The 12,055-nt window shown below is 46.6% G+C and carries 13 protein-coding genes; 10 read left to right on the top strand and 3 right to left on the bottom strand.

From position 1 onward, the window contains the following. The 7 genes from rpmI (at window position 1) to pheT (ending at window position 6,788) form a co-directional block, all read left to right on the top strand. Window positions 1-195, top strand: coding sequence for a 50S ribosomal protein L35 (gene rpmI, locus B2U10_RS02105; protein ID WP_023469015.1), 195 nt, complete (start codon window positions 1-3; stop codon window positions 193-195). 37 nt (window positions 196-232) lie between these two features. Next, window positions 233-592, top strand: a complete 360-nt coding sequence (gene rplT / locus B2U10_RS02100; protein ID WP_012371057.1) for a 50S ribosomal protein L20 — start codon at window positions 233-235, stop codon at window positions 590-592. Window positions 593-710: 118 nt separating this feature from the next. After that, on the top strand, window positions 711-1,193 hold the full coding sequence (locus B2U10_RS02095) for a dUTP diphosphatase (protein WP_035406331.1): 483 nt from the start codon (window positions 711-713) through the stop codon (window positions 1,191-1,193). 12 nt (window positions 1,194-1,205) lie between these two features. Beyond that, window positions 1,206-2,288 (top strand): M42 family metallopeptidase, encoded by a 1,083-nt coding sequence (locus B2U10_RS02090; protein ID WP_029342316.1) that lies wholly within the window; start codon window positions 1,206-1,208, stop codon window positions 2,286-2,288. A gap of 7 nt (window positions 2,289-2,295) precedes the next feature. Continuing rightward, window positions 2,296-3,048 (top strand): TrmH family RNA methyltransferase, encoded by a 753-nt coding sequence (locus tag B2U10_RS02085; RefSeq protein ID WP_050677644.1) that lies wholly within the window; start codon window positions 2,296-2,298, stop codon window positions 3,046-3,048. Window positions 3,049-3,356: 308 nt separating this feature from the next. Further along, complete coding sequence (gene pheS, locus B2U10_RS02080) at window positions 3,357-4,379, top strand: phenylalanine--tRNA ligase subunit alpha (RefSeq protein WP_290785314.1); 1,023 nt, start codon at window positions 3,357-3,359, stop codon at window positions 4,377-4,379. A 12-nt stretch (window positions 4,380-4,391) separates the two neighbouring features. Next, entirely contained in the window at window positions 4,392-6,788 is a 2,397-nt protein-coding gene (gene pheT, locus B2U10_RS02075; protein ID WP_290785311.1) for a phenylalanine--tRNA ligase subunit beta, read from the top strand. 82 nt (window positions 6,789-6,870) lie between these two features. On the opposite strand, the gene B2U10_RS02070 is transcribed toward pheT, so the two are convergent. Together B2U10_RS02070 and B2U10_RS02065 are read right to left on the bottom strand one after the other, a co-directional pair. Beyond that, entirely contained in the window at window positions 6,871-8,058 is a 1,188-nt protein-coding gene (locus B2U10_RS02070) for an MFS transporter (RefSeq protein ID WP_035406338.1), read from the bottom strand. Further along, window positions 8,055-8,483, bottom strand: coding sequence for a MarR family winged helix-turn-helix transcriptional regulator (locus B2U10_RS02065; RefSeq protein WP_290785308.1), 429 nt, complete (start codon window positions 8,481-8,483; stop codon window positions 8,055-8,057). The genes B2U10_RS02070 and B2U10_RS02065 overlap by 4 nt, the downstream gene beginning before the upstream one ends. A 248-nt stretch (window positions 8,484-8,731) precedes the next feature. On the opposite strand from B2U10_RS02065, the gene B2U10_RS02060 reads away from it, so the two are divergent. Next, the gene (locus B2U10_RS02060; RefSeq protein WP_052018984.1) at window positions 8,732-10,198 is read left to right on the top strand and encodes a UDP-N-acetylmuramoyl-L-alanyl-D-glutamate--2,6-diaminopimelate ligase; all 1,467 of its coding nucleotides are present in this window, start codon (window positions 8,732-8,734) and stop codon (window positions 10,196-10,198) included. Window positions 10,199-10,219: 21 nt separating this feature from the next. On the opposite strand, the gene rnhC is transcribed toward B2U10_RS02060, so the two are convergent. Next, window positions 10,220-11,140, bottom strand: coding sequence for a ribonuclease HIII (gene rnhC / locus B2U10_RS02055; protein ID WP_290785301.1), 921 nt, complete (start codon window positions 11,138-11,140; stop codon window positions 10,220-10,222). 120 nt (window positions 11,141-11,260) lie between these two features. Between rnhC and zapA the strand changes: the two genes are divergently transcribed. Both zapA and B2U10_RS02045 read left to right on the top strand, forming a co-directional pair. Continuing rightward, window positions 11,261-11,497 (top strand): cell division protein ZapA, encoded by a 237-nt coding sequence (gene zapA, locus B2U10_RS02050; protein WP_029342308.1) that lies wholly within the window; start codon window positions 11,261-11,263, stop codon window positions 11,495-11,497. A 3-nt stretch (window positions 11,498-11,500) separates the two neighbouring features. Then, window positions 11,501-12,049 carry a CvpA family protein gene (locus B2U10_RS02045; RefSeq protein ID WP_035406349.1) on the top strand — a complete coding sequence of 183 codons (549 nt, stop codon included), beginning with the start codon at window positions 11,501-11,503 and terminating at the stop codon, window positions 12,047-12,049. The last annotated feature ends 6 nt before the right edge of the window (window positions 12,050-12,055 follow it).

The raw sequence follows: 12,055 nt of genomic DNA, 5'->3' as shown, positions 1-12,055 counted from the left end.
ATGCCTAAAATGAAATCGCACCGCGGTGCTTCTAAACGTTTCAAACGTACTGCTTCTGGCAAATTGAAACGTGGTCGTGCTTACACAAGCCACTTGTTCGGTAACAAATCAACAAAAGCGAAACGTAAATTACGTAAAGCTAGCATGGTATCTACGGGTGACTTCAAACGCATCCGTCACATGATCGCGAAGTAATTTATCCAATCGTATACAGATTTAGGAGGGAATTTATATGCCACGCGTAAAAGGCGGATATACGACTCGTCAACGTCGTAAAAAACAACTCAAATTAGCTAAGGGCTACTACGGCTCGAAACATACACTCTTCAAGGTTGCGAAACAGCAAGTCATGAAATCTCTCATGTACGCTTACCGTGACCGTCGTCAAAAGAAACGTGACTTCCGTCGCCTCTGGATCACTCGGATCAATGCGGCAGCACGTATCAACGGTCTTTCTTACAGCCGCATGATGCATGGTCTTAAATTAGCAGGTATCGACGTTAACCGTAAGATGCTCGCTGACCTCGCAGTTACAGATGCAACTGCATTTGCTTCACTTGCTGACACAGCAAAAGCAAAATTGAACGCTTAAGTTCTACAATTCGTCGGGGAATTTAATTCTCCGACGTTTTTTTCGATTTAATGATAAAATAAGAAGGCACGTCGATGAGACGGTCATATGATTTTTTTAGATAGAAGGAGAATTAAAGATGGATTGGTTGACACTTTTTGAGATGCAAGAACAGTTGGATAAACGGATTCAGTCAGAACATCAATTAACAGGCAATCAATTCGACGAGCGTCTGCTTGCCTTATTGGTCGAACTCGGTGAACTTGCGAACGAGACACGTTGCTTTAAGTTCTGGTCGAACAAGGGACCATCCGCTCAAGTCACAATTCTTGAGGAATATGTCGATGGCGTCCATTTTCTACTCTCACTAGGTCTAGCGCTTGAGTACAAGAAGAGTCATTTTACAGAAGGTGACTTCTATTTGACAGCAACAGATGCTTTTTTAGACGTCTATAACAAAACGAACGTCTTTGCGATTTCGCGGACGGAACAAAGTTATGATGTTCTGATTGGTGCATACCTTGCATTAGGTGCTACACTAGGCTTTACACAGGATATGATTTTCAAGGCTTACATTTCTAAAAATGAAGCAAACCATGTGCGACAAGACAACGGTTACTAAGGAGGAAATCAGATGAACGAACAATTACATATGCTAAAACGTCTCACGGACGCAACAGGTGTACCGGGAAACGAAAAAGAAGTCCGGAGCCTCATGCGTGAATATTTAGAACCTCATGCAGAAGCATTCCACCAGGATGGTCTCGGTAGTCTGTTTGCTGAACATAAAGGCGCAGGCGAAGATGCACCACGTGTATTGATTGCTGGTCACATGGATGAAGTCGGATTCATGGTCACGAAGATCGATGAAAAAGGATTCCTTCGTTTCCAACCACTCGGCGGTTGGTGGGGTCAAGTCCTCTTGGCACAGCGTATGAACATTGTAACGTCATCTGGTGAAGTCATTCCAGGTGTAATCGGTGCAAAACCACCTCATGTTTTACCACCGGAAGCGCGCAATAAGCCGGTCGACATTAAAGATATGTTCATCGATATCGGTGCTTCATCAAAAGAAGAAGTCGACGGTTGGGGAATTCGTCCGGGTGATACGGTCGTTCCACATTGCGAATTTACTGTGATGAAAAATGAGAACTTCTTGATGGCAAAAGCGTGGGACAACCGGATTGGTTGTGCCATCGCAATCGAAGCAATCAAACGCTTAAAAGCAGACGGTCATCCGAACACGATTTTCGCAGGAGCGACTGTTCAGGAAGAAGTCGGGTTACGTGGGGCTCAAACCGTCGCACACCTGCTGAAACCATCAATCGCCTTTGCAGTCGATACAGGTATCCCAGGTGATACGCCAGGAATGACCGATCGTGAAGCATTGTCTAAATTAGGTGAAGGCGTTCAAGTCATCATGTTCGATGCAACGATGATCGCACATCGTGGATTGATCGATTTCGTGACGAAAGTCGCAACAGAAGAAAATATCAAGTATCAACTGGACTTAACGCCAGGTGGCGGAACGGATGCAGCAAAATTCCATTTGTCTAATACAGGTGTTCCATCACTTGCATTGACTGTACCGATCCGTTACTTGCACACGAACGTCTCAATCATGCATAAAGCCGATTTCGAGGCAGCCGTCGATTTAGTCGTTGCTGTCACAAAACGTCTTGATGCGGAGACCGTCCAAGCGATCTACGAGGGGTAATAAAATAATGAAGCACATCGCATCAGCAAAGAACGAAATCGTTAAACAATGGAAAAAACTCTTAACGAAAAAAGGACGTCTGCAGACGAACCGTTTCTTGATCGAAGGAGAACACTTGATTGAAGAGGCGGTTCGCGCTGGAATCGTCAAGGAATTGATCGTGCGTGAATCGTACCAAGTACCAGGTTCTTGGAAAAGAAATGCCGATGTCTTTACGATCGATGAAGCCGTCATCAAAGTACTGGCTGAGACGGAAACGTCGCAAGGCATCTTCGCTGTCTGTGAGATGAAACAAGCTTCGGCACAATTAGAACGAGGACGCTATTTGTTGCTCGATCGTCTACAAGATCCAGGGAACGTCGGGACGATGATTCGGACAGCTGACGCAGCTGGATTCGATGGTGTCGTCGTCGGACCGGGAACAGTTGACGTCTATAACGGAAAAGTCATCCGTGCGACCCAAGGATCGCTGTTCCACCTACCTGTCATCTCCATGCCGCTCGAAGAGGCAGTCAATGCACTGCACGAGCAAGGAATTGCGGTAATCGGCACGGCGTTAGAAGGAGCAACGTCTTATCAAACGATCGCACCGATGGATGCACTCGGTTTGATCATCGGGAACGAAGCACAAGGCGTTGCGCCAGAATTGCTCTCTTACTGTGATGAGCGTGCCTACATCCCGATCCGCGGTAAAGCGGAGTCATTGAATGCGGCAGTAGCGGCTGGCATTTTGCTCTATCATTTTGCAAGCGTGGATTGAAACCGACAAGCGTTCATGCTAAAGTGAACATCAGGAATACATCATGGACGTTGATGGAACAGAGTACGTTAGGGAATGATTCAATCAGGGAGAAGCGGTCGTAGACTGAAAACTGCTTCGTGAATCTGCTAACCGAATTCACTCCGGAGTCGCACGAGAGATCGTGACGGGATGCGCCCGTTATCGCGCAACTGGAGGACTTTTCGATTGAAAAGTCAAACAAGGGTGGTACCACGGTGTTTACATCGTCCCTTCGGCATTTGCCGGAGGGACGTTTTTTTATATCTTCAACTAAAGGAGTGGGAAAGATGCGCGAGCAATTAGAAGCATTACGCGATGAAGCGTTGACATTAGTCGATCAGGCAAGAACACAAAAAGATCTTAATGACGTCCGAGTCAAGTATCTCGGGAAAAAGGGACCAATTACGGAAGTATTACGAGGAATGGGAAAGTTATCAGCGGAAGAACGACCAGTCGTCGGTGAGATCGCTAATACGGTCCGTCAAGCGATCCAAGAGCAACTCGAACAACGTCTGACAGCTGTCAAACAACAAGAAATGGATGCGAAACTGGCAGCGGAAGCAATTGACGTCACTTTACCAGGTCGTCCGAAAAAGGTCGGTCATGCGCACCTCTTGCAACAAGTGACGGATGAGATCGAAGACATCTTTGTCGGACTCGGTTATACGATTGCTGAAGGACCAGAAGTCGAGCAAGATCTTTTCAACTTCGAGATGTTGAATCTGCCGAAGGATCACCCAGCACGTGATATGCAAGATTCATTCTACATCACGGAAGAAATCTTGATGCGAACGCATACGTCGCCGGTCCAAGCACGGACGATGCTCGCTTCTAAAGGTGAACCGATCCGCATTCTTTGCCCAGGTAAAGTCTATCGTCGAGACGAAGATGATGCGACGCACTCGCATCAATTCATGCAAGTCGAAGGACTAGTCGTCGGAGAATCGATTTCGATGGCAGACTTAAAAGGAACGCTTGAAGCCTTCGCGAAGCAGATGTTCGGTGAAGCACGTGAAGTCCGCTTACGTCCAAGTTTCTTCCCGTTCACGGAGCCGTCCGTCGAAGTCGACGTTTCGTGTTTCAAATGTGGCGGTAAAGGATGCAACATCTGTAAACAGACGGGTTGGATTGAAATTCTAGGTGCTGGAATGGTTCATCCTCACGTTCTCGAAATGGCCGAATATGATAGCACGAAAATGTCAGGTTTTGCATTCGGAATGGGCATCGAACGGATTGCCATGTTGAAATACGGTGTCGATGATATTCGCCACTTCTATACGAATGACGTTCGCTTCAGCGAACAGTTTTAAGGAGGAACGCAGATGTTAGTCTCAAAACAATGGTTGAACGAATATGTGGATGTCAGTCATACATCAGGACAAGACCTGGCTGATTTGATTACTAAGAGTGGAATCGAAGTCGAAGGCGTCGATGTCCGGGATGAAGCGTTAAACAACATCGTCGTCGGACGTGTGTTAACGAAAGAAAAACATCCAGAAGCAGATAAATTGAACGTCACGACGGTCGACATCGGACAAGACGAACCGGTCCAAATCGTATGTGGTGCACCGAACGTCGAAGCCGGACAAGATGTCATCGTCGCACGCGTTGGAGCTCGCTTACCGGGTATTAAGATTAAACGTGCCAAATTGCGCGGTGTCGTCTCGGAAGGGATGATCTGTTCACTTGAAGAACTCGGATTCGAAAAGAAATATATCCGAGAAGATGAGCAAGATGGTATCCATACGTTCCGTGAACCGGTCACACCAGGACAAGACGTCTTGGAATTACTCGGTCTTCGCGACGAAATCCTCGAACTTGGCTTAACACCGAACCGTTCGGACTGTCTCAGCATGTATGGTGTCGCACACGAAGTGGCCGCGCTTTATGACACGACACCGACTTTCCCGGTCGTTGAAGTCAACGAAGCAGAGCCAGCGACGACAGTAGAAGTGACGCTTGATTCAGAAGACTGCTCGTTCTACGCGGCACGAGAAATCCAAGGGGTGACGATTCAAGAATCACCGACTTGGTTAAAAAACCGCTTGATCGCGAACGGCATTCGTCCGATCAACAACGTCGTCGACGTCACGAACTTCGTTTTACTTGAAACAGGTCAGCCGCTTCATTCATTCGATGCCGAAAAACTCGGGAAACAAATCGTCGTGCGTCAAGCACGTGCAGGGGAGTCATTCACGACGCTCGACGAAGTCGAGCGGACACTTGATTCTTCGATGCTCGTCATCACAGACGGTGAACGCCCGGTCGCGCTTGCTGGAGTCATGGGTGGAGCAAATACCGAAGTGGACGGTAATACGACATCGATCATTTTAGAGTCTGCTTATTTCGCACCGATTTCTGTCCGGAAGACGAGCCGTGTTCTTGGACTCCGTTCTGACTCGAGTGCGCGTTTTGAAAAAGGTGTCGACCCACGTCGTGTCTTGTTAGCACTCGATCGTGCTGCAGCTTTGATTGCTGAACTCTCGGGTGGAACGGTTCAAGCCGGTGTCGCTCAAGCCGGAACGCTCGAGCTTGACGATCATTTGATTGAAGCGAGTGTCTCGTACATCAATCATCGTCTTGGTATGGAAATTGAAGGAACGGTCATGCAAACGTTACTCGAACGTCTTGGTCTCGGTGTTGAATTATCGGGGGATGCCTTGACGGTCAGCGTACCGACTCGCCGCCAAGATTTGAAAATTCCGGCTGATTTAGCGGAAGAGGTCGCACGTCTCTATGGATATGATGCACTGACTTCAAGCTTACCGTCTGAAGCGAGCCGTGGTTTCTTACCAAAACGGAACATCCATCGTCGTCATTTACGTCGGACATTGCAGGGAGCGGGTCTCTCACAAGCGATCACGTATTCATTGACGAGCGAGCAACGCGCGATGCAATTCAATGAACGGGAAGATCTGCATCCAGTCAAACTGGCGATGCCAATCAGTGAAGCACGTTCGACATTGCGGACATCACTCATTCCGGGACTCCTTGAAGTCGCACAACATAACGTCGCTCGACAGCATGCAGATGTCGCATTCTATGAACTCGGTAGTGTTTATCTACAACGAGATGCTTCACTTGAGACACTTCCAATCGAACAAGAAATGATTGGTGGCGTCGCAGTTGGTGTATCAGAACAACACCGTGCTCATGGCACACTTGTTAAAACAGATTTCTTCGTCATGAAAGGAATCGTCGAGACACTCGCATCTGCGTCTGGTATCACGTTGACGTTTGAGGCAGCGAGCATTCCATCGATGCACCCAGGGCGGACGGCACGTATTCTGTTTGATGGAGAAGCAATCGGATTCGTCGGTCAAGTGCATCCTGGTCTGTCAAAAGAACAGTATGGTCTAAAAGAAGTGTACGTCTTCGAGTTAGAGGCAATGGTATTGCGTTCGAAGGAAGAACAGGTCTACTCGGAAATCTCACGTTTCCCATCGATGACACGTGACTTAGCAATCGTCGTTGAGCGATCAGTGACGGCACAATCAATCGTCGATGTCATGACGGAGGCGGCCGGTCCACTTCTACAGGCAATCGAATTATTCGATGTCTATACGGGAGAGAACGTTGGAGAACATGAAAAATCGTTCGCCTTCTCTCTTCGTTACCAAAACAAAGAACGGACGCTCGTCGACGAAGAGATTACGACAGCGCAACAGCGAGTCGTTGATGCAGTGAAAGAAACTTTCAATGCGGAACTTCGTGCATAATCAGTTCGTGCATAATCAGAATGAAAAAAACAGCCGCTTTCCTCTTAGAGGAAGGTGGCTGTTTTCGTTTGACGAGATAGATTTAAGAAGCTAGTTCTTCTGCTTCAGATGATGTAGCTTGTCGTTTCGTAAAGATAAAGTACAGTAGACCACTTACGAGAACGATTAGACTACAGGATAAGAACATATTCGAATAGCCGATACCGCTTGCGACTGTGGCGAGAATCAAGGCACCGATTCCGAAGCCCGTGTCGTAAGCAAGGAAAAAGGTCGAGATGGCTTTCCCTTTCTGTGCGGGAGGTGCGAAATTCAAGAGGACGGTTTGAAGACCCGGGAAGATAGACGCCGAACCGACACCAATGATGACGGCAGCAGTCAATAAACCGGCAAAAGAAGGATACATGCCGAGAATGACAAAGCCAATCATATAAAGAACAAACGATGGCAATAACACGAATGCGGCACCCCGCTGGTCGAACAGTTTTCCGGCAATTGGTCGAATCCCGACCATTCCAAGAGCAACTAACGCATAAAAATAAGAAGCATATGCCACATGTCCGATCGAGTCCGTATACAGTGAAATGAACGCTGAAGTACTAGAAATTGCAACGCCTGCCAAAAGGGTCGCTACTAACAAAAGTGGACGCGATAAAAAGAGAGACTGGCTTAAACGAAATGCGGATGTGCTTGGAATATGTTGGCTTGTTAGTGGCAAACGCATCATTAACAATAAGGCGATGATGGCTAGGGCAGCAACCGTGACGAAATAAAGAGCAAAGGCTTTTTCTTGAATAAAGGTTAGACCGATGACAGGACCAAGAACGGATGCCAAGTTCATCGATAGTACAAAATATCCCATACCTTCGCCTTGACGTGTTTTTGGGATCAATGTCGTGACAGCGAGACTGATTGAAGAAGACAACATCCCAAAACTAAAACCATGAATGATACGGATGATGATCAAATAGAAGAATGATTCCAGTGGTAGGACGAGCAGGTAACAAATGCTCATCATTGTAAAGAGAGTCGCAGAGATCATCAAGACGCGCTTCAAATCGTAACGATCCAACCAGTGACCAATCAATGGACGAGAACAGACCGTTGCCAGGATGAAGCTAGTCACAATCCATCCGAGTGCTGAAGCAGAGACTGGAAACTGCTTAGCAGCCAGTAAAGGCAGTGAGGCATTGAGTAGGTAAAACGTGATGAAGAGCAATAGATTGATGACCAACGTCATGACGTAATGACGTGAAAATAATCGAGTGGTCATGAGGATTCCTCCTGTCGATGTAGAGTGAGTAAGTGTGTCATCCATTCACCGAGTTGTTGCTGATCGGCAAGGGGGAAGGTGGCAAGTAATCGTTGATGTGTCTCTTGGACAGCAGCGTCGATTTGGTCGAACCGTTCGATGGCTAAAGGTGTCAACGAGACGAAGTGTGTTCGTCCTTCTTTCGTTCGAGTGATGAATCCGAGTGTCTCAAGACGTGAAACGGTTTTTGTCACAGCTGGTTTTTCGATGATCAAATAATGTGCCAATTGAACTTGTGAAACAGGTTGGAATAACGCAACTGCTTTCAATAGCGCCCATTGACCCGTATGTAAGGAATATGGAGCTAAGGTAGCATCAACTTCTCGTTTGACGAGACGTGATACTTTGGATAATTGTCCGAGGACATCTTCTTGGGTATAAAGCATTTTTATTTCTCCTTTAGTTAACTAGTTAACCTTAAGAGTGTATCAAAGCTGGGTGAGAGGTGCAAGATGAAAAAACTTCGTGCATGTATTAACAGGAATGAGGTTCTTAAATGAAAAAGATTAAGCAATGCTCGAACGGGGTATGTTCCGTAAAAGGGTATTTGTTCAACTTAAAACATCGAGTGCTTACTCTTACGATAAGTTGACTGTACTATTTGGACATAGAGAGAAGAAAGGAAGAGTACATCATGAATCGACTAGCGAAGCTTCTGACTGAATTATTGCCAATTCCTATAAATGAAGCAATCAATCCATTGATCACGAATATCGCCACCGATTCACGTCAAATCAAACCGAATGGACTGTTTATTTGTATCAACGGTTACACCGTTGATGGTCATGATTATATCAATCAAGCAATCGAAAATGGAGCTGTGGCAATTTTGGCTGAACGGCCGTTTCCCGACTGTCCAGTTCCTATCATCATCGTATCGGATACAAAACGACTTGCGGGTCAAGTCGCGAATCGCTTTTATAATCAACCGAGTCAAAAAATGCGTGTTTATGGTGTAACAGGAACGAACGGAAAAACGACGACAACGAAATTAGCGTACGATCTCTTTCGGGCGACTGGTGTGAAAGCCGGCATGATCAGCACGGTCGGTGCACGGATCGATGAAGAACTCATCGAGACGCCAAATACGACGCCCGAAGCGATCATTCTGCATCGATTATTGTTCGAGATGGTTGAACAAGGCGTGACGGATTGTATTATTGAAGTGTCTTCTCATGCGCTCGCTGAAGGGAGAGTCGAGGGAGTTTCCTTCCATTCGGCAGCCTTTACGAATTTATCGCATGATCATCTTGATTATCATCATTCGATGGAAGAGTACGCCAAGACGAAAGCTTTGTTGTTTCAACAAGTTGCTGCGTCAAACGGACAGACCATCGTCTTAAATCGAGAAGACGGTTGGAGTCGTGTCATGCGAGATGCCGCACCTTTGCAACCAGTTATTTGGTATACGACGCAACCACACCGGACGTCACAAATCGCAGTCGAATGGCTGACCGACACCATCAATGTCCGGATCGATGAGACGACGACACGTGTACCGACAGCTTTACTTGGTGAATTCAATGCGGCGAATTTAGCGGCAGCAATGGGATTATTGCGGGCAGGCAATGCCAATCTGTATGCACTGATTCGTCATATTCCAGAACTGGAGTTACCGAAAGGACGACTTGAACGACTGGAATGGACTTCTTGCGAAATCTATCTCGATTATGCGCATACCCCAGATGGTCTAGAAAAATGTTTACAGGCACTTACTTATATAGGCGAGTCGCTATCGATTGTCTTGAGTGCAGCTGGAGAGCGTGACCGATCAAAACGAGCGGAGATGGGACGAATCGCAAGTAAATATTGCGAACATATCATAGCAACTGTTCATGATGCGAGATCAGAGGCTCCGAATCAGATCATCGATGAGTTAATTGTTGATGTTCCGAAAGAGCGGTTAATTGGGTGTCACACGTCTCGTCATGAAGCACTCGTACAAGCCGCGCATCTCGCGCATCGAGGGCAACGCGTCGTCATTGTCGGAAAAGGGCATGATGAGGTGGAACGAATCGGAACTAAAACGATTCCTTTTAATGAAAAACATATACTGCTTGCGGAACTAGAACGGCTGTCTGAAGGAGAATCCGTCATTTAAAAACCGACCATTCCGCAAGGGTCATGGTCGGTTTCGTTTCGTAGCTAATTGTTGTGCCTTTTTTGTATTCGCAAAATGAGCTTTCGTCCAGTCACGCAGTTTGTCAGAGCCATAACGTAAAATCAGTGAAGCCGCGACTTGGTCAACCTTGGCGCCAGCACCTTTAGGAATGACGACACCTGTTGACTCACTTAACTTGTCCATTTCCTTGAGAAAAATCGCACGAGCGATGATGGATGAAGCAGCGACGGCGACATGAAGTTGTTCCGCTTTAGTCGAGAAGTAGACATTTTCTCGAACAGGATTCACGACACCAGCTAGGTATTTATAATAGACACTTTTTTCGGCGAACTGATCAATTAAAATCGCTTCTGGTTTCGTCTCCAGTTGGTCAAGAAGCCGCTCGATTACATCATTATGCATCAGGGCAGTCATCTTTCCTTGAGTCATCGACCGTTGCATCTGATTGTATTCTGGATTATGTAGAATACGATATGTGTACGGAATAACAGCATGGAGATCGCGAGCAATTCGACGAATCTCGATATCGTTCAAATGTTTGGAGTCTCGGACACCGAGTTCGTGAAGAAGTGCAATCTGCTTTCGATCAACAAAGGAAGCGGCGACGACGAGTGGACCGAAGAAATCGCCTTTCCCGACTTCGTCACTACCAACGACGGACCATTCCGAAAAACCATTCGGTAACGTTGAAACAAGTGGTTCTTTCGACTTAGTCGGCGAAGCCGTACCGAAACGTGTAGCGATAGCTTCGGCTTGCGGTCCTTGAAACATCACTTTTCCAGAATTATAAATCGTGATGACACAACCAGGAATCTTAGCAGCAAAACGGGCATACGGAGGAGACTTCGTCTCGTTCTGTTTGAAGTTCTGTATGACTAAGTCCTGTTTTTCTTTAGATAAGCGTAAAACGGTCGTTCCCATAGGCTAACCTCCCTTTCCGGGATTAAGCATACCATCCTTAAGACCGATGGGGGACTTCTTTTCCTAAAACGAAAATGATGGTACTATATGAAAGAAGCAAAGTATGAGGAGGACAGAAAAATGGCTGATTCAGAAGGGTTGAACCGGACGACGATTCATATCGCAGGCAATGATTATACGATTGTCGGAACGGAGTCGCCAGAACACGTACGCGAAGTGGGTCTCCTCGTAGATACGAAGATTCGAGAAATCCGAGAACAAGCACCACAACTCGACGTTCGTCAAATCGCCGTCCTAGCGGCGCTTAATATTGGTAGTGATTATGTAAAAATTAAAAAGAATTTGGGTGAACTATAAACTATGATTTCTCTCGTTATCTTATTACTTCTCGCCTTAGGTGTCATGACAGGGGTCCGAAGGGGAGTTGTGTTGCAGGCCGGTCATTTGCTCAGCCTGATCATTTCCTTCATCGTTGCACTGTCGTTCTATGAGGAACTGGCTACGAAATTCCGATTGTGGGTACCATATCCGTCTACACTGGATGATGCGGGAATCGATTTGACGATGTTCGCGATTCCAAGTTCAGCACGACTCGATGAGGTGTTCTACAAAGCCTTTTGGTTCGTCGTCCTGTTCTTCGGTACAAAAATCATCTTATCGATCTTATTGTCGATGTTTGATTCGTTGACGAATGTCCCGATTCTAAAACAAGTCAAAGGGTTGTTAGGTGGCGTCTTTGGTTTCATCGAGATGTACATCTTCATCTTCCTGCTCTTGTTCTTAGCGGCATTCGTTCCAATCCAATCGATACAGGATGCGATCGCGGACTCGAGTTTAGCAAGCTTCATTATCCAGCACACCCCGCTTCTTGCGAACTGGCTGATGGATCAAGTTGGATTGATAAAATAAACAGGC

The sequence above is a fragment of the Exiguobacterium sp. UBA7533 genome (assembly GCF_002479335.1).
GTDB lineage: Bacteria > Bacillota > Bacilli > Exiguobacteriales > Exiguobacteriaceae > Exiguobacterium_A.
This window is presented reverse-complemented; position numbering and strand designations above follow the sequence as displayed.